Source organism: Pseudoalteromonas sp. PPB1 (assembly GCF_015356275.1).
In the GTDB taxonomy this organism is placed as follows: domain Bacteria; phylum Pseudomonadota; class Gammaproteobacteria; order Enterobacterales; family Alteromonadaceae; genus Pseudoalteromonas; species Pseudoalteromonas rubra_D.
In genome coordinates this window covers 1-17738 of the sequence record NZ_JACEQV010000029.1, presented here as the reverse complement: position 1 = coordinate 17738, position 17738 = coordinate 1, and the positions used below count along the sequence as shown (strand labels likewise).

The window sequence follows — 17738 nt, the reverse complement described above, 5'->3', positions numbered from 1 at the left end:
AATTAACCGTAAAAGGACCCTTCTATGAGTGATTTCCTTCATGATAACAAGCCGGCCAGAGTTTTAGTCGTCTGTATGGGTAATATCTGCCGCTCTCCCACGATGGAAGCGGTATTAAAACACACAGCAATGCAACAGGGACTCAATCTTGAGGTCGATTCTGCGGGTACAATTGCTTATCACCAGGGTAACCCACCTGACAGGCGCAGTGCAGCAGCCGCGCATAAGCGTGGCTATAACCTGTCATCAATCAGGGCCAGACAAGTTCAGCCACAAGACTTTGAGTATTTTGATTTGATCCTGTGCGCCGATGAGCAAAACCTGGCCGATCTGCACGCTAAATGCCCCGGGCAATACCAGCACAAACTGGCGTTGTTTTTACGCTACGGTGAGCAGCCTCATGACGAAGTGCCCGATCCCTATTATGGTGGCGGGGACGGATTTGAACTGGTGCTCGATTTGGTTGAACAAGCCAGTAATAATATTATCACCAAGTTAAGCAAGCTCGGTTAAACAAGCACACGTATTTACCTCATCAGCAAAGTGCACCGCCCGGTGGCTTTGCTGCCAATCAACGCGCAATTTCTTTCCCATCCGTATTGACTTAAATCAATGATTAATTTGATTATATTATTTCTCACCGTAAGTTTGTGGCACATCAAACAGAGCGCTGAATCAAGACGAAATCACTCCACAAAATCCCCCTTTTGAGTACACTAAATACAACTCTTAGCGTTAACTCATTAAAAGGAAATCGCCATGAAATTTACACTTTCAGCATTAACGTTTGGCATTTTATCAGGCTTGTCTTTTTCCCACCCTTCTATGGCCCAGAACACCGGCATTGAAGCTGCACCTTTACCCTACACAGACATAGCCCACAGCGCAGAGACACAAAATTATGACTATTCAGATAACCAACCATGGAGCCAGATGCCACCTGCGGCATTGCGCCCGGTCCAGGTTCCTTTGTTTGTGTCTATCGGCTTTGATGACAATGGCTCTAAGGAAGGGATGGACTGGATAACCGGCTATACCCGTCACCTGCAAAATGCACAGGGCAGTAATAATGCCGCCACCTATGATGGGGCGCCAGTTCGCTTTAGCTTTTTTAACACCGCGGCCTACATTCACTCTTCTGCCAATGATCCTGTGGGTATAAAACGCGCCTGGCGTAATGCCTGGCTGGATGGCCACGAGATTGGCAACCATACCTGGAGTCATCATGATGGCGGGCCAGATACGGGGAACTTTTCAGAACAAATGTGGGAAGAAGAAATCCTCGTGACACGAACCTGGCTTAATAAACCTTTTGATCCCAATGAGCAGGATGACGCACCAAACGACAACGCTGGCCCCGGGATCCCCATCAGCGATATGACCGGGTTCAGAACGCCATACCTTAATCACAATAACGCCTTGTTTACTGCACTAAAAGCTAACCAGTTTGTCTATGATACCAGCATCGAAGAAGGCTGGGGGCAACAATATAATGGCACCAATAACCCCTGGCCCTATACATTAAATCAGGGGACGCCAACCAAACGCGTAGGCAAACCCGATGTTGGCCACTTCGCCGGACTCTGGCAACTGCCATCCAATGTCTTTGAAAAGCCACAGGGCGGTAAGATGGTCGGCTTTGATACCAATATGTGGGTCGGTGGCGCGATGAGCAAGCAAGAGGTGCTGGCAATACTCAAACATAACTTGCACTTGCGCCTGCAGGGCAACCGGGCGCCATTAATGTTTGGTGCCCACGCCGACATTTATGCATCAGCCTATGACAATGGTGATCGCGCCACGCTATTTCGTGAACGTCAGGAAGCGATCGAGGAGTTTATTCAGTACGCCTTGAGCCTGAAAGTAAACGGCCAACCTGTTGTGCGGATTGTACCATTTAAAGACATTGTTGAGTGGATGCGACACCCCGCGCCACTCAATGATGGTAAGGTGGTAACAGTACAAAGCGTGGGCGCCAGCCCAACATACAGCGCAGGCACCATTTACTACAAGGGCGACCAGGTTTACCACAACGGACAATATTTCGAAGCTAAATGGTACGCCAGCAGCGCACCTGGCACGCAGGAGCCTGACTATGATCCCTGGAAACTGATCACACGCGCACAAGCAACTAAAGTTAAACACTTAGGTGAAGTGTCACCGCACGGAGACACCTATGGCGACGTTCTCATCGCACCAAACGAAGGAAAGACCTTCTACTTTACGCCGGCAACCGGTGCGCACATCAGCAAAGTCATCATCAACGGAGTTGATATTGGCCCTGTCAGTGAGTATACCTTCCGCGCATTGAGTGCCAATCAGACACTTCGCGTAGAATTTGCTGCAAATTAATCTCTAACCATTCGATTAACAAAATGAGTCGCTGTCCGACAGCGGCTCTGTTTTCAGACACAATTGGTAAGAATGGTATCAGTCAGTTCCGATTGAGATATGGGTTTGGCCACAACGGCGTCAAAGCCCAAATCCGCATAGTGTGAAATATCGCTATCAAACACGTTGGCGGTTACCGCTATCACAGGCACGATTGGCCACTGATTTCTGATGACCTGAAATGCCTCTATGCCGCCCATCACTGGCATCTGAATGTCCATCAGAACCAAACGGACTTCTGAATTCATTTTATCTATTGCATCCTGACCATTACTTGCCACGGCCGTTTTGGCACCCTGGCTCACCAGCATTTTCTGAAGGATAATTTGATTCACCGCATTATCTTCAACAATCAGCACCGATAAGCCCTGCAACAAGCCTTCTCCATTTACATTCTGGCCATGATTACCGCTCACATCTTCCTGAGCATCAACCAGTTGCAGTGGCAAAGAGACTTTAATACTGGTACCCACCCCAGTCTGGCTGGTAATGTCAATTTTTCCCTCCATGGCATCGACCAGAGACTTAACGATTGCCAGGCCCAGTCCAGTCCCCCCGTTAAGCCGGGTAGGTGATGCATCACCTTGTTCAAATTGCTCGAAGAGTTTAGTGATCTCGCTCTTGCTCATACCAATCCCGGTATCACGGATCACAATATCAACCCACTCTGAGTTTGCCTCTGCGACCACAGACAGAGAGATACGGCCCTGCACAGTAAACTTAACCGCATTACTGAGCAAGTTTATCTGCACCTGCTTAAGACGCAGTTCATCACCCACTCTTAGTGTTTGCGCTACATCAAACTTGTATTCAAAGCGCAGTTTTTTCTGCTCACATTCGTGACGAAATATATGCTCCACAGCTCTGGTAACTTTATTCAGTTCAAATTCACCGATATCCAATTGCAACTTGCCCGCTTCCATCTGAGTGAAATCAAGAATGTCATTTACCAGGGTCGAGAGCATTTCACTGCACATCGTCGCCGTATCCAGCAAAGAGCTACTTTCAGCTGAAAGTTTTTCTTTACGCAACAGCTGAAGGGCACCGTATAAACCGTTGATTGGCGTTCTGAACTCGTGCGACATATTCGCCAATAGCTGCGACTTGGCTTTATTTGCCAATGTCAGCTCTTCCGAAGTCGCCTTAAACTGCGCTATTGAGCCGTTAAGTGAGCTAAGCAAAGCTTCCATCGTTGCGTCAGCTTGTTTGTTGTGCCGGTATAAATAAGCAATGAAAATCAAAAATAGCAAGGTCAATACAATTAAAGAGGAGAGCAAAATGCTGGTCTTCACTTCGTTTTGTTTTACCAATTCAGTCTCACTAAGCGCCCTGGTTTTATCCAGAGCGGCAAAAACGGTTGCCTGATATTGCGATTTGAGTGCGAAATAAGTTTCATCCAGCAGTATTTTTTGAGCCTGCTGCTGCATACCGGCACGGCTTAAAGCAAAAGCCTGAGTCTCAATTTCTATCAATTTAGTGTTTATCTGAACAGTCTGTGATATCGCGTCAGCAATCGCTGGATCCAGCGTTTTAGCTTCTAACAGCGTTTTATCGAGTGTGTTAGCGATATTGAGATAGCGCTGAGACCATTTTTCATCCCCGGTAAAGGTATACATTCGCGACGACATGGTCAGGACTTCATCATAGTAGATGATTTCACTGGTTATTTTTTTGATTGAGTCGATATGTGTATTCAGGTCATTACGCTCATTTAAACTGGAGATCACAAACGGCACTATGGCTGCCAGTGCCACAAACACAACAACTAACAATAACAGCAACTTGATTCTGAGCTGCTTTACCTGTTTGAGCGGATCAACCATAATCTATCAAAACGTCATTCATACTCTACTTATTTGAGTATGTGCATTTTTCAATCTAGTTCAAGCTGGGCGATACGATTGCTGCCACACTTTAATATAAATTTCCCCCGATAAAGGTCCATATGACACGTTTAAAATCCATTTCGAGCCTGTGGCTCCTGAGTATATTCTTTGTCGGTAGTTGTATGTTTGCCCCACAAGAAACGCAATATTACGACCCGAAATGCAAAATGATGTTGCAAAAGAAAACACTGACCAGCACACAAATGCACGCCGTCAGCCAGTGCCGGGGCGATGCTTGCGCTCTGGTTTTAGCTGGTTTCGGCTTAGTCAGTGCAGCCAGTCTAGTGGTATCTGGTACAATAGTTATTGCCGCTAACACAATCTCCTGGCTGGAAAAGGTAAAGGGCTGCCCGGACCGCTCAGACCCCCAATCAGATAGTGGTGAGCGGCAGACGGATCTCAACACACAGCCCGCCCTGAGCGCGGTTTCTTAACTGGATGTGGCCGTGGTGTGCTTCCACGATTTCGCGACATAATGCCAGGCCTAAACCTGTGCCACTTGATTTAGTAGAGTAAAATGGAATTAAGGCATTGGCCATAATATGCTCTGTCATTCCCTGCCCGGAATCAACAACACGGATCTGAACATGCTGGGTCGAAAAGCCTACCTCAATCCCGACCGCATCCGGGGCACCGCCAGACTCATGGGCATTCTTGAGTAAATTAATCAGTAGCTGTTCCAATTGAGCCGCATCAGCACGCAGCTGCCGGCTCTGAGGCAGAGTGTCCATTTGCGTATAACTAAATTGCCAATGGGCTTGCAATTGTGCCAGCAGCTCAGGCAATTCGATAGGGGCCAGTCTCGGGGTGGGAAGTTTGGCAAACTTTCCATACCCTTGCACGAATTCGGTCAGATGACGGATCCGCTCATCTATGGTCGAGAAAACCCGTTCAAGCCGTGTATCCTGCAACTTATTGGCCAGTATTTTACCACTGTGAAGCATCGAAGAAATTGGCCCCAGCGAGTTATTTAACTCGTGACTAATAATGCGGATCACCTTCTTCCACACCGCAACTTCCTGACGATTCAACTCGCGAGTAAGCTGCTTAAAGATATACAGCCGATGAAACTGATTATTGAGTAATAGCTCACCATTTGACAAATGCCAGGTCTGCTTGTCGTCTTCATTACGCTGTAATTCAAACAATCCATCCGCCGCTTCCGACAAAGCATGATACAAAGCCGGGTTTGCTTGCTGAGCGAGCTCTTCCAGCTTCATACCCTCAAGGTTATGCTCGCAGTTAAGCAGCGCCTTTGCACTGTGATTTGAAAACACCACAATGCCCTTATCATCCGTCAGCAACAATACCTGAGGTGCGCTATGCAGCACTTTATCCAGCATTAACTCGCGTTGATAAATCCACTGTTTTTCATCCCTGAGTTGCGCAGCCGATTCATTATATAACTGGCACAACCTGCCCAATTCATCGTCATTCTGATATGCCAGTAAAGTTGAAAAGTCGCTGTCTTTAAAGTTCAGTAAACCACTTTCCAGTGCCTGCAAACCAGCAAATAGCTTGCGGGTTAGCAGTCGAAGTATGGTGAGCCCCAGCAAAATTGCTGTCAGTAAAGCCGCTATCCAGGTTTGCCATGCCACCAAGCTCAACAAGGGTAAACTGACGACTGTCAGGGTCAGAGTCAACGCCAGATAAAGTTTATGCGCGATAGAGAGTCCAGGCATCTTCATTTAATAATCGATACCATGTTTTTGCAGCCGCCGATACAAGGCCTGCCGACTCATGCCAAAATGGCGCGCCACTTTCGCTATCACCCCTTGAAATTGCCGCATCGCCGCCTCAAGCTCAGCTTTTCCGGGCTCTTGCTTACCCGGTTCAGATGTCTGGGCAGGCGAGCTTACCTGTTGCAAGCCGAAGTCACTGACTTCCAATACCCCCTGCGGGTTAAGCACAGCGGCACGCTTACAGGCGTTTTCCAGCTCCCTGACATTACCAGGCCAGTCATAACTCAACAGCGCGCTTTCTGCACTCAGGCTCAGTTCACGATCAGGTAAAAAATGTGCGATAAGCGGTAATATATCGTCACTACGAGACTTCAGCGGAGGCAAATTCAGCTCAATCACATTGAGCCGATAATATAAATCCTGGCGAAATCGGCCACTTTGGATGTCAGCCAGCAAATCAGCATTTGTGGCCGAGATAACCCTGACATTCACGCGACGGGTTTCAACTGAACCCAACCGTTCAAACTCCCCTGTCTGAAGCACTCTAAGCAACTTCATCTGACCCGACAGCGGTAAATTACCAATTTCATCCAAGAACAAAGTACCGCCATCGGCGGCTTCAAAGCGCCCGATACGTTGTTTATTTGCGCCGGTATATGCGCCCGCTTCTGCGCCAAACAGTTCAGCCTCTATAAGCTCTTGTGGCAAAGCCCCGGCATTTATTTTGATAAATGGCGCCGTTTTTAGCGCTGAGTTGGCCTGAATAATCTCCGCAACTTTTTCTTTGCCACTACCATTATCTCCAGTGATCAAGACCGCCACATCAGATCTCGCAACTTGCACCGCCATATCCACAACACGTTGCATTGCGCCACTGCGAAAAATTAGGCCACGCAGATCGGCATCAGCATTAAGCGCTTCACGCTGTTGCGCAATACGCTCATGCTGCTCATTTTTCTCCTTTGCCCTACCCAAAGCAATCAGATTGGCAACCGACGTAAGGAGCTTCTGATCGTCCCAGGGTTTGGCCAGATAATCTGCAGCGCCAGCTTTAACGAGCTCAATGGCCATTTCCAGCTCAGTCCAGGCAGTGATCAAGATCACCGGTAAATGCGGGTTGATAGCCCGTAACTCCTGAAACAAAGCTTTGCCTTCCTCTCCGGACGTTGTGTCGGCAGTAAAGTTCATATCCTGGATCACCAAAGCAATACGCTGGTATCGCACTATCTGAAGCGCTTCAAAGGGGGTTAAGGCCGTTTCGACCTGATAGTCATGGAGTTCCAGCAGCAGTGAAAGTGCATCTAACACAGCCTGATTATCATCGACGACGAGTATCTTATTCATCATTATTATTGTGCTCGCATAGTATCCGTAGAGTCTGTCATTTCCATTATTATGACTCCTTGTTCCCAGTGTATCATGCTCCGCTTTAATATCAGCAAGTAATCATGGGACAAGTAACCATCTGACTTATCATCTATTCAGGCTCCGACAATAAATATCTTATCGCCGACAGCCTGATTTAAATCATATGACCTTAATCAAACACTCCGTGTCGCAATGCTTGGAGAAATATTCGCCGCACGCAGTGCAGGCATCAGCACCGACAGCAAGCTCATTACTAATAGTAAGCTTGCCGTTACGACAATAAATGAGTAACCCAGCGCCGGTACGGAATACCACTGCATTAACTTTTGTCCAAGAAGTACTGCCGCAGCACTTCCCAGCATGAGCCCCACGGTACATATCAGCGCATTCTCTACGACAAAATAGCGCACAATCGCTGACTTTCTGGCGCCCAGCGCTCGACGTGTGCCAATCTGCTTGGTTCTTTTGCTGATATTAAAGGTCGACAAGCCGAAAATACCTAACGCGGTGACTACCACCAGCACAACAATCAGCGTCATCAACATGCGCATCATCAATACATCCTTGGCATCGTAACGTGCTTTTTTCTGATCTAATCCTGTGATATCACTCACCACTCGGTCACGGTGACTGGACAACATCAATTCTTCAATCTGACGCATTACCTGAGCGCGCGCTCCCGGCGCGGTTCTAACCAGGTACTTTTGGAAATTCCCCACTCGGATCATAGGAATAATCGCCGCTTTCTCACCAAAGCTACTTTTAGGCCACTGATTAGCCATAGTTTCGACAATACCAATTATGCTTAGTGGATCGGCGCCCCAATAGATGGTTTCACCCAGTCCCTTACCCGCTCCAAATAGCTCATCAGACAGCGCGCGACTGACAATGACGACGGAAGGACGGGCATCGCTTTCATCAATCACGACAACATCAGCCTCGTTAAAATCACGTCCCTCTGAGACAGATAAACCTAGTGTATTAAGGATGTGCTCGTCGCCTGTGACATAACCCATAGTAGACCTTTTACTCTCTTGTGGTTCGGGTTTGAGCTGCAAGCCACCTGAGCTACCACTGCCCGACAAGGGGACTGAGCTAATAGCGACGGCATCGATAACACCGGTGATACCACGCAAGCTTTGCTCATCCAGCTCCACCTGTTGCAGCAGGTCTAATTGCTTGTCAAAATTCAGTGAATTGAACTTAAAAATGTCGTCTTCCGGATAACCCGTCTCTTTATTGAGATAGGTCATCCTGTCCTGAATAATGGATACCGCGTTACTAACAATCGCCAGTGTGATTGCAAGCTGAAGGATTAACAGCACAGCCCCCAGTTTAGAACGCATCAGCGCGTTAATGGTCGGTTTTAATTCAAACATGTGACACTCCTTTATTGCACTTTCAGATGGGTAGCAGGTGTAGTTCGACACACAAGCCAGGCCGGATAAAGCCCCGCCACAATGCAGGCCGAAATCGCGATTGCGGGTGCACTGAGCAGCATCACCCAATCCATATTGGCCAGGCTTTCATAATAGTTATAGGTCTGACGTACTCCCAGCAAGCCCAACTGTGCAAACAATACCCCCAGCGTGCCACCAAGCAGACCTAGCAAGCCAACTTCTACCAGATGTTGATAAAATACCTGTCGCTTACTGGCACCCAGCGCTCGTCTGACACCCACGTCAGCGGCTCGGCGCATAAACTTGGCCAATAACAATCCCAAAATATTAGCCACACACACGGCGAGAAACATAAAGCTTAATCCGACCAGAATTTTATTGTCTTCGCTGATAACATCGTTGTAGTTCATCCAGGCGTTAACGTCTTGCAATGAATACGCCAGCGTATCACGATTAAAACGACCCTGGTTTTGTTGCTGTTGCATATAGGCCATCAGCATGTCACCAAAAGCCTGACGTTGCTGCGGTGTGTCTAACTGCACCCAAAACTGGATCCACAGCATTTCTGAGTTCATTTTGTCGTTAAAGTCCCGGGTTTCTTCAAACTTCCAGCCATTGGTATTACCCCAGGTATCAACGCCATAGGCCTTCACATGGCTGAAGGGGACGAACAGTCGCTCTGCCTTACCAAAGCTGCCATTGTTCAGATCATAGAATTTAATGGTTGGTCGCCATTTTTGTGTCACGCCCACGATTTCCTGGCGACGCTCACCAAGAAACAGCGATTCCCCCACCACATCTGTCTTACCAAATAACTGTTGCGCCATTTCCTCATCTATGACGACCACAGGTGCTGCATCACGTGATTGTGCTTCTGTCCAGGCTCCACCATGAATGAAGGTCAAGTCAAACATGCTAAAGAAATCGCGCCCTGTTACGCGTGCATTTTCAATAAAGGGCTTACTCCTTGGTGTATTAAGGTGAACGGAAAACCCGGCGCGGATCATCGCCGCGCGCGCAAACTCTCCAGGCAACGCCTGAAGATTAATGGCATCCGGGTAAGTTAACTGATAAGGAATGTCGTCATCTGTTAGCCAAGTTTCACCGTCATCCATCGTTTGTAATTGCACCGCAAATAAACGATCGCTCTTATGTGGGATCGGATCCATAGACATCATGTGATATACGGACAAAGTCGTCATCGTCACGCCAATGCCAATTGCGATGGCTAAGATCATCAAGAAGGTCACCATGGGTGTTTGGCGCAAACTGCGCCAGGCCAGATCAATATAATGGACAAACATATTAACCTCCTGCTGCTATCGCCGCTTCAGATGAACGGCCCTGATATAGGGTAAAGTCTGTCACCCGGCCATCTACAATTTGAATATTGCGCGGTGCCCGGCGTGCCAGTTCAGGATCATGGGTTACCATCACAATGGTTGCACCCTCGCGGTTGATTTGCTCCAGTAACTCCATTACCTGACGTGCCATCAGACTATCGAGATTACCGGTCGGTTCATCCGCTAACAAAAAGCGCGGTCGTCCGGCCAACGCTCTGGCAATCGCAACACGTTGTTGTTGGCCCCCGGATAATTGCTGAGGTAAGTGTTTAGCGCGCCCTGCCAGGCCTACCAGCTCAAGACACTCCTCTACCCGACGTTTACGTTCTGCCGATTTAATACCACGGTATCGCAAAGGAACTTCAACATTTTCGTACAGGTTTAGGTCTGGAATAAGGTTAAAGCCCTGGAAAATAAAGCCAATTTTCTGGTTTCGCAAATCGGCTCTGGCGTTATCATTGAGCTTGCCAATATCGACGCCGTCCAGACAATACTGCCCGCCACTAAAAGGCTCCAGCATGCCCGCAATATTTAAAAAAGTGGTTTTGCCTGAGCCGGAAGGGCCGGTCACAGCCACGAACTCTCCTTCAGCCACATGCAGATTAAAATCCCGAAGTGCATGAGTCTGTACCATGTCAGTTTGATAAACTTTACTGATCGCTTTCATATCTAGCATTGTTGTTATCCTTTTTTTTTATCTCAGTTGCACTAAAGGTGCTTGTTCAAATTGTTCGTAATTAGACACTATGATTTGATCGCCAGGTTTCAGGCCATCCAATATTTCCACTTCATTGACACTGGATGCCCCAGTGCGCACATCCAGACGCGTGGCCACTTCACCTTCAATGCGGTAAACGACATGTCCCCCTGCATTCATAAATGAACCCCGGCGCACTTTCATTACATCTTCTTTGTGATCTAACAGGATCCGAGCGGACAAACGTTGGTTCTGCCGGATCCCGCCAATATCGCTTTGATCAAAACGTACTCTGGTCGTCACTTCCCGATTGCTGACCTCAGGAGAAATCGCAGAGAGCTTACCATACACCTCGCTGGCACCAACCTGCAGTACCACACTCATGCCAAGACCGAGCTCATTAGCATAACTTTCAGGCACTTGCAGTTGCGCTTCATAGGCAGACAAATCAACTAAGGTCATCAGCGCCTGCTGGGCTGAGACGGCTGCCTTGGTCTGTACCAATAAATTACCGACTAGTCCACTCACCGGTGCATTGATATCCAGCGCATTTACCTTACGCTGAAGTTCCTCCACAACCAGCTGCTGTCGTTCAACCAGATTACTCGCCGCAGCCAGCTCAAACGCAAGAGTATCTTTACCCAGCGCAACTTCCTGCTGGGCATGACGGAAATTCAGTCTGGCACGCGCTAGTTCGTCTACCGCTTCTTCAAGATCAATTTGGCTGATCAGGTTTTTCTTAATGGAAAGCTGAGCCCGGCGATTTTCACGTTCAGCGGCATCCAGTGTCACTTTAGCCAGTTCCAGACTGCGATTGAGTGCCAACGTTTCACGTCTGACCTCCAATTGCTCCCGTGCCAGACCATCGCTTAAACGCGCCAGCTCAGCCTGCTGTTGTTTTAGCTCATTAGTCAGTGCCGGACTGACGACCCTGGCAATGACGTCACCGGCAGCCACGGTATCACCCGCTTTTACCAGCAAATCAACAAAGCCTTCTTCCGGGCTATAAACTTGAGGTGCATTCGCAGCAACAATTCTGCCACTGGCCAAAATATCGCGTACAAAATCCCCTCGCGACACCGTTGCGACCTGCAAAGCACTGAGTTCAAATGAGCGACCTGCTGTATCAGCCATTGAGATGGCACGAGCAGTGGCGCCTAAAGCACCAATCAGTACAATCGCACCGACTGCCTTTTTCCAGCTCACTCTTGCGGGTTTCACCACTAAATCCTGTTGACTGGTGTCTTTAATCATGGGTACTCCTTAGTCTTATTCACTTCGCTACTGCCAGGTTCGGCTTCCAACATTGCTCAATGGCAAGGCCATTATCCTGTGCATGTCGAAGTGTCCTGTCATCGGTTTAGTAAAATAAATACCAGAGTCATGCCAACTTTTAACTTATTGTTTTTAAATGACTTGGTGAGTTTTATACATGAAGAAAAGTGTCCGCGGACGGAAAAAGTGTCCGCTATTTTGAGCAAAACCGGACAGTTCACCGAAAGCGGACAGGACGACCCTGGCTGGCGTTATTTGCTATTAGGGACAAAATTAGACACACTGTTGGCTTTCGTTTTTAGGATAAGAAATACAATGAAAACCCTACTCCTGATACTGATAACGCTCGCTTCGGTTACTGTCTATGCGCAGCCAGAGCGAATTGTTTTGATGCGCCACGCAGAAAAAATGAAGGGGAAGGATCCTGAACTCACGCCACAGGGCCAACAAAGGGCACAAAGACTCGCCACCTTGCTGGCCCCTTTGAACCCGGACCGTTTATTTTCAACAGATTACAACCGGACAAGGCTGACGCTAGCACCTTTGAGCACCGCGACCTCAGTACCTGTACAATTGTATGACCCACGGGCATTGGCTGACTTTGCTACGCAACTCAAAACCTACTCGGGGACCATTGTGGTTGCGGGTCACAGTAACACCACACCGGAGCTGGTAAAGTTACTGAGCGGACAGACTGTCAGTATTCGCGAGGATGAATTTCATAAGGTGTTTATCGTAAGCTGGCAGAATGGTAAAGCAGTATTGGAAGAGCAAGATTCAAATGAATGAGACCCAGTAGCACTGGGCCTCAATTCAACTGTTAATGGCCTGTTTCGTAGTATGCACTGGCGGTATTAGTGCGCTCCCAGGTACCATCTTTGTACAGGATCAATGCCGACGCGGACGTGTTGCTGTATGCACGGATTGTGACATTACAACTAGTGCCTCCAGAACAACGGGCATCTCCACTCCAGCTCACTTCTTCGATAGGTTTAGTGACATTTTTCAGGTAAAAACGTCCACCCGTAGAGCTGCCGAACGAGAAATCAATACCTGAGCAGTTTGCTGTGCCGTTACCCCAACTGTGGCCGCCACTTTTAGGGTATACATCGCACACCAGTTGTGCAGAGAATGCAGAGCCCGCAAAGAATGTTCCCGCTACAAGAGCAAATGCTTTAATTGTTGTTTTCATAAATATATTCCTTATCTATAGTAGAACAAGACAAAACAATTAATTGCCGCATTAATCGGTGCAAACCGTATAAGTGCGACAATGTCAGGCAATACCCTAGTGACCTGTTTCGTAAAACGCGCTTGCAGTGTTAGTTCTTTCCCAGGTGCCATCTTTGTATAGGATCAGTGCTGATGCTTTATTGCTGGTGTACGCACGAATCGTTGCGTTGCAGCTAGTTCCACCGGTGCATTGCGCATCGCCTTCCCAACGTACTTCCTGAATAGACTTAGTAACGTCTTTCAGATAATAACGACCATTGGTTGTTCTACCGAATGAGTAGTCAAAGCCTGAACAGTTAGCCGTGCCATTACCCCAGCTGCTGCCATTGGATTTAGGGTAAACGTCACATACAACCTGTGCAGAGAAGGCAGAACCAGCAAACAGTGTACCGGCTACGAGCGCGAAAGCTTTTATTGTTGTCTTCATAGTTATTATCCTTATCATTATTGTGAACCAGTTGATATTCAAATGAAACACCAAGTGCAACATTCGTTAATAAAGCTAGCCTCCTTAACGCGCATAAGTCAACATTCGAAAAAACAAAAGACACAATAAAAACAAAAAAGTTACACTTTGGTTATAATTTTACTCATCTATTGCAGACGTGCTAATGCTTAGGATTGCAGGAATTATTTTTCTTCAAACCTCTGTTTAGAATGAATATATTAGTCACAATACGAATACTCGAACGTCCCAGCCAGTGACCCGAACCTGAAATCTAAATGCCAGCGATGTAACGTACATCATCCGGCATTCAAAGTAACGAGATGATGCGCAACAGACCTGCTCGCATTTTTTCTTCATTTTGCCCGGCAAAACCAAGACGAATATGAGTGTAATGTTGTTGTGGAAATCGCCAGAATTCGGCTTCAGTTTGAACATAAACCCCCAGCTCTGCAGCACGGGCGCTCAAACCAGATACATCCTGGTGCGTATTGACCCAAAATGCCATGCCGCCATCTGGTAAGGCAAAGGTCAATGAATACCCAGACTGCTGATAGCGTCTGAGTTCAGACGCCAACGCATCACATCGAGCCTGATAACGCTTGGTCATACGCCTTAAATGACGCTCAAACTCGCCGGTGGTCATCCAGTTTGCTAAAGCCAATTGTAATAGGATGTCATTTTTGTGATTCATCAGCTGCTTAAGTGTAATCAGTTCATTCAGTACATCCTCTCTGGCAACCAGGTAGCCCATTCTGGCGCCGGCAAACATGATTTTTGAAAACGTAGAGACATAAATCACAATCCCATGAGGATCACTTGCAGCCATTGGCTGCAAAGGAGGGCAGCGATAATGAAATTCATGGTCATAATCATCTTCAATAATAAACACACCGTATTCTGCGCAAAGCTGATATATCGCCATACGACGTCCAACGGATAAGGTCACCATGGTTGGGTACTGGTGCAATGGCGTTAAGTACAGCAGCTTAATTCGATTCTGTTCGAAGCAGGCACGCAGGCTGTCTACACTCAGCCCTTCTTTATCCTGAGCGATGCCATACAGTGTCGCACCGCATGCCTCAAACGCCCGATGCGCTGGCGGGTAACCCAATGATTCCACCGCCACCCCCTCATTGCTTCTGATAAAGGCTTTGGCAATTAAAAACAATGCCTCCTGAGAGCCATTGCACACCAGTAGGTCATCGCACTCCAAAGCACGAGCACGACGCAAGTAATGCCGAAGCTGAAGCTTCAAAGCAGGTTCACCACTACAATGTTCGTAGTGTAATTGCGCGGCATTCACTACTCGACAGGCCTGGCTCAAATGACGACGAAACTCATCGTAAGGGAACTCCATAAGATCAGCCAGGCCGCCAGAAAAATTATACTCATACTGGGTATTTTCTCTGTCACTGGGCTCCCCCTCAGACAAGGATAACGCAAAATCAGCTTTTATATCTCTGGCCGGTGCACTGGGCCTTATAGTGTGTTGACTGGACTCAATCGGCAATGCCTGATTAACCCTGTATCCACGTCTTTGCTCTGAACACAGCCAGCCCTGAGCCACCAGATTTTGCAATGCGGTCATCACAGTATGACGATTAATGCCATATAACTCAGCAAGCTTTCTGGCTGACGGCAGCGGATCGTTTGGTCGTAAATGTCCTTGTTTAATTGCGACACAGATCTGTTCCGCCAGCTGAATATGTTTAGGTGAATCCTGATCCAAAGGGTGGCCGGTTAACATGTTTTCCCTCCCGACCAGCTCCGAAGTAACGCTGCTGGTCTAATCAAAAATAACATTCTGGTTGTTTATAACCTACCAGAAAACACTAAGCTGATCCTAATTCGAACACTGTTATTGGAGTAAAGACCTATGTTGAATCAAATTACGCTGGGATCAGACAAAGTACGACTAGAGCCACTCTCTCGCGAACATCTGCCACATTTGCGTCGCTTTGGAGAGCAAAAGGCACTATGGACCTGGGTGCTGGACAATTACTGCCAATCAACTGAAAAGCTCGTTTACTGGTTTGAACATACCGCACAGTTTAACCCCGATGTTCAATTACCGCTGGTGATCATCGACACACGCAGCAATGAGGTGGCTGGCAGTACCCGTTTATTCAGATTGCACAAGGCTAACCTTAGCGCTGAAATAGGCCATACCTTTATTGGGGAGCAATGGCAACGTAGCCACATTAACACCCATGCAAAATATCTGTTGCTAAAACATGCTTTTGAGACACTGGGTCTGGTACGTGTACAACTACGTACGCACGAACACAATCAGACATCGCGCTCGGCGATTACCCGTCTGGGTGCACAGTTTGAAGGAATAATACTCAAAGATCAGCGTGTCGCACCTGATGCCTTTCGTAACACCGCCCAGTTTGCGATCACAGATGACATGTGGCCTGACGTAAAAAGTAAACTGGAGGGCTGGTTATGAGTTATCCACGCAACGCCTTTTCAGAGCAAAATACCAAACGCCTTTGGCAATTGATAGATGAACACCCTCTGGCAACCTTGGTTATCCCAAACTCTGACACCCCTTTTGTCCACATGTCTTTGAGTTTGAACCATGAAAAAACCCACTTGTTAGGGCATGCAAATCCAGCGAACCCGCTTACGCAACTGGATAAAGCCCATCTACAGGTGTTGTTCAGAGGGCCGGATGCATATTTATCTCCCAGTGAGGTAAAAGGCCTGCCGCTGCCAACCTGGGATTACGCCACAGCGCATATTCGAGGACAACTCACACAAATCACAAATCCAGAGGAGAAGCGCTCAGCATTGCACCAGCAGCTAAAACAATTTGAGTCGCCCGTTAACCCCTGGGATATGTCAGTGCTTAGTGACAATCAAATCACAAAATTATTTTCGCAGCTGTTTTTTTTCAAAATTAAAATTGAGTCAATCACAGGCACATTTAAGCTAAGCCAGAATAAAAGTGACGAAACCCGGCAGCGCATAGCGCACCTGCTGGAAACCCAGGGGAATCCACTTAGTCGCTATTATTAGCGGTAAAACGTGCGATCAGTGCCTGAGTCAGCGCAATAACCGGTTCATCACACTCATCCTGAGCACCGCAATTGGCGATCAACCCGATCGCCACGTCTTGCTCAGCCAGATAAACACTTTGTGTAATATAACCAAACTCATTGCCGCCATGATGATATAAAACGCCGTCTTTATGCTTTTCAACCATCACCCCTAAACCATAATACAACGCCCCATCCATAAAGCTCGGCAACCAACGGGCCGTATGAAGAGACTCTTCGCCGACCATATTACGATAAATGCGTTCATTAACAGGCTGCGTTTTAACAAGGATGGCTTTAAGTAGCTTGGCCATGTCCCTTGCACTTGCTGCAATCGGCGCATCTGCTAATGCCGTATTCACAATCAGCTGTTTAGTGTTGTATCGCTGCCGGTATGGCAGCACAAAATCAGGCTCATCCATATTGAAAAAATAGCCAGATGCAACGTCATCAGCCGCACTGTCATGCCCTTTAACAAAGGTTTCAGTTAAACCTAGCGGCTCAAGCACATGCTCGTGCAGTAGCCGACCAAGAGGCTGTTTTAACTTGTTTTCGATCACCATACCTGCCAGTACATAGCCGGAATTTGAATAGGCAAAACCCTCACCCGGTTCAAAATAAGGTGACTGATCCAAAACAAACTGCAGTGCAAACCGGTTGCCTTTGCGATGTACTTTGTCTGCAAGTTGCGCCCGAATAAAATCCAGCTCCCCCACATCATTGTATTCAACTATCCCTGCGCTGTGATTAAGCAGCTGACGCAATGTCATGAATTCAAGATGCTGAATGCGACCTGCCATATCTTCGGGTACCCAGGGCAATACGGGCTCATCGAGACTAAGTAATACCAAATTGATTAAATTTATGATCTAATGTCAAAATCCAATTTCCATCTATGTGATAGTGATTTTGCAGCCTTCTGAATTTATTAAGCTCTCCAAACAAACTAAAGATCCAAGAAAGAAAGTGCG

At 47.5% G+C, this 17738-nt stretch carries 17 protein-coding genes; 6 read left to right on the top strand and 11 right to left on the bottom strand.

Annotation, left to right across the window (positions count from 1 at the left end):
- Positions 1–24: 24 nt before the first annotated feature.
- Both IY568_RS21210 and IY568_RS21205 read left to right on the top strand, forming a co-directional pair.
- Entirely contained in the window at positions 25–513 is a 489-nt protein-coding gene (locus IY568_RS21210; protein WP_125557451.1) for a low molecular weight protein-tyrosine-phosphatase, read from the top strand.
- A gap of 246 nt (positions 514–759) precedes the next feature.
- On the top strand, positions 760–2352 hold the full coding sequence (locus tag IY568_RS21205; protein WP_194868589.1) for a hypothetical protein: 1593 nt from the start codon (positions 760–762) through the stop codon (positions 2350–2352).
- Positions 2353–2405: 53 nt separating this feature from the next.
- Here the strand turns inward: IY568_RS21205 and IY568_RS21200 are convergent, their stop codons facing one another.
- Positions 2406–4214 carry an ATP-binding protein gene (locus IY568_RS21200; protein ID WP_194868588.1) on the bottom strand — a complete coding sequence of 603 codons (1809 nt, stop codon included), beginning with the start codon at positions 4212–4214 and terminating at the stop codon, positions 2406–2408.
- A 122-nt stretch (positions 4215–4336) separates the two neighbouring features.
- On the opposite strand from IY568_RS21200, the gene IY568_RS21195 reads away from it, so the two are divergent.
- A complete protein-coding gene (locus IY568_RS21195) occupies positions 4337–4711 on the top strand; it encodes a hypothetical protein (RefSeq protein ID WP_194868587.1) in 375 nt (124 codons plus the stop codon).
- Here the strand turns inward: IY568_RS21195 and IY568_RS21190 are convergent.
- The 6 genes from IY568_RS21190 to IY568_RS21165 all read right to left on the bottom strand — a co-directional run bounded on the left by IY568_RS21190 (position 4649) and on the right by IY568_RS21165 (position 12021).
- Complete coding sequence (locus tag IY568_RS21190) at positions 4649–5965, bottom strand: sensor histidine kinase (RefSeq protein ID WP_194868586.1); 1317 nt, start codon at positions 5963–5965, stop codon at positions 4649–4651. The two genes, IY568_RS21195 and IY568_RS21190, sit on opposite strands and share 63 nt — an antisense overlap.
- Positions 5966–7303 (bottom strand): sigma-54-dependent transcriptional regulator, encoded by a 1338-nt coding sequence (locus tag IY568_RS21185; RefSeq protein ID WP_194868608.1) that lies wholly within the window; start codon positions 7301–7303, stop codon positions 5966–5968.
- 197 nt (positions 7304–7500) lie between these two features.
- Positions 7501–8706 (bottom strand): ABC transporter permease, encoded by a 1206-nt coding sequence (locus IY568_RS21180; RefSeq protein WP_125557461.1) that lies wholly within the window; start codon positions 8704–8706, stop codon positions 7501–7503.
- Positions 8707–8717: 11 nt separating this feature from the next.
- Complete coding sequence (locus tag IY568_RS21175; RefSeq protein ID WP_125557463.1) at positions 8718–10031, bottom strand: ABC transporter permease; 1314 nt, start codon at positions 10029–10031, stop codon at positions 8718–8720.
- Position 10032: 1 nt separating this feature from the next.
- Entirely contained in the window at positions 10033–10746 is a 714-nt protein-coding gene (locus IY568_RS21170; protein WP_125557465.1) for an ABC transporter ATP-binding protein, read from the bottom strand.
- Positions 10747–10764: 18 nt separating this feature from the next.
- On the bottom strand, positions 10765–12021 hold the full coding sequence (locus IY568_RS21165) for an efflux RND transporter periplasmic adaptor subunit (protein ID WP_125557467.1): 1257 nt from the start codon (positions 12019–12021) through the stop codon (positions 10765–10767).
- Positions 12022–12357: 336 nt separating this feature from the next.
- Between IY568_RS21165 and IY568_RS21160 the strand changes: the two genes are divergently transcribed.
- Positions 12358–12831, top strand: a complete 474-nt coding sequence (locus IY568_RS21160; protein ID WP_194868585.1) for a SixA phosphatase family protein — start codon at positions 12358–12360, stop codon at positions 12829–12831.
- A 31-nt stretch (positions 12832–12862) separates the two neighbouring features.
- On the opposite strand, the gene IY568_RS21155 is transcribed toward IY568_RS21160, so the two are convergent.
- The 3 genes from IY568_RS21155 to IY568_RS21145 form a co-directional block, all read right to left on the bottom strand.
- On the bottom strand, positions 12863–13234 hold the full coding sequence (locus IY568_RS21155; RefSeq protein ID WP_125557471.1) for a hypothetical protein: 372 nt from the start codon (positions 13232–13234) through the stop codon (positions 12863–12865).
- A gap of 96 nt (positions 13235–13330) precedes the next feature.
- Positions 13331–13702, bottom strand: coding sequence for a hypothetical protein (locus tag IY568_RS21150; RefSeq protein WP_194868584.1), 372 nt, complete (start codon positions 13700–13702; stop codon positions 13331–13333).
- A 328-nt stretch (positions 13703–14030) separates the two neighbouring features.
- Positions 14031–15470 carry a PLP-dependent aminotransferase family protein gene (locus IY568_RS21145; protein ID WP_194868583.1) on the bottom strand — a complete coding sequence of 480 codons (1440 nt, stop codon included), beginning with the start codon at positions 15468–15470 and terminating at the stop codon, positions 14031–14033.
- Positions 15471–15599: 129 nt separating this feature from the next.
- Here IY568_RS21145 and IY568_RS21140 point away from each other — a divergent pair, with 129 nt between their 5' ends.
- The gene (locus IY568_RS21140; RefSeq protein WP_194868582.1) at positions 15600–16175 is read left to right on the top strand and encodes a GNAT family N-acetyltransferase; all 576 of its coding nucleotides are present in this window, start codon (positions 15600–15602) and stop codon (positions 16173–16175) included.
- Entirely contained in the window at positions 16172–16747 is a 576-nt protein-coding gene (locus IY568_RS21135) for an FMN-binding negative transcriptional regulator (protein ID WP_194868581.1), read from the top strand. Before IY568_RS21140 ends, IY568_RS21135 begins: the two co-directional genes overlap by 4 nt.
- Here the strand turns inward: IY568_RS21135 and IY568_RS21130 are convergent.
- Positions 16731–17618, bottom strand: a complete 888-nt coding sequence (locus tag IY568_RS21130) for a serine hydrolase domain-containing protein (RefSeq protein WP_194868580.1) — start codon at positions 17616–17618, stop codon at positions 16731–16733. The genes IY568_RS21135 and IY568_RS21130 overlap by 17 nt on opposite strands.
- Positions 17619–17738: the final 120 nt, after the last annotated feature.

Bases quoted from the DNA above. Each gene is read 5' to 3' on its own strand.
- IY568_RS21180 (WP_125557461.1), bottom strand. From the start codon at position 8,706: ATGTTTGAATTAAAACCGACCATTAACGCGCTGATGCGTTCTAAACTG.
- IY568_RS21170 (WP_125557465.1), bottom strand. From the start codon at position 10,746: ATGCTAGATATGAAAGCGATCAGTAAAGTTTATCAAACTGACATGGTA.
- IY568_RS21145 (WP_194868583.1), bottom strand. From the start codon at position 15,470: ATGTTAACCGGCCACCCTTTGGATCAGGATTCACCTAAACATATTCAG.
- IY568_RS21155 (WP_125557471.1), bottom strand. From the start codon at position 13,234: ATGAAAACAACAATTAAAGCATTTGCTCTTGTAGCGGGAACATTCTTT.
- IY568_RS21195 (WP_194868587.1), top strand. From the start codon at position 4,337: ATGACACGTTTAAAATCCATTTCGAGCCTGTGGCTCCTGAGTATATTC.
- IY568_RS21210 (WP_125557451.1), top strand. From the start codon at position 25: ATGAGTGATTTCCTTCATGATAACAAGCCGGCCAGAGTTTTAGTCGTC.
- IY568_RS21140 (WP_194868582.1), top strand. From the start codon at position 15,600: ATGTTGAATCAAATTACGCTGGGATCAGACAAAGTACGACTAGAGCCA.
- IY568_RS21150 (WP_194868584.1), bottom strand. From the start codon at position 13,702: ATGAAGACAACAATAAAAGCTTTCGCGCTCGTAGCCGGTACACTGTTT.
- IY568_RS21185 (WP_194868608.1), bottom strand. From the start codon at position 7,303: ATGAATAAGATACTCGTCGTCGATGATAATCAGGCTGTGTTAGATGCA.
- IY568_RS21175 (WP_125557463.1), bottom strand. From the start codon at position 10,031: ATGTTTGTCCATTATATTGATCTGGCCTGGCGCAGTTTGCGCCAAACA.
- IY568_RS21165 (WP_125557467.1), bottom strand. From the start codon at position 12,021: ATGATTAAAGACACCAGTCAACAGGATTTAGTGGTGAAACCCGCAAGA.
- IY568_RS21135 (WP_194868581.1), top strand. From the start codon at position 16,172: ATGAGTTATCCACGCAACGCCTTTTCAGAGCAAAATACCAAACGCCTT.
- IY568_RS21200 (WP_194868588.1), bottom strand. From the start codon at position 4,214: ATGGTTGATCCGCTCAAACAGGTAAAGCAGCTCAGAATCAAGTTGCTG.
- IY568_RS21160 (WP_194868585.1), top strand. From the start codon at position 12,358: ATGAAAACCCTACTCCTGATACTGATAACGCTCGCTTCGGTTACTGTC.
- IY568_RS21190 (WP_194868586.1), bottom strand. From the start codon at position 5,965: ATGAAGATGCCTGGACTCTCTATCGCGCATAAACTTTATCTGGCGTTG.
- IY568_RS21205 (WP_194868589.1), top strand. From the start codon at position 760: ATGAAATTTACACTTTCAGCATTAACGTTTGGCATTTTATCAGGCTTG.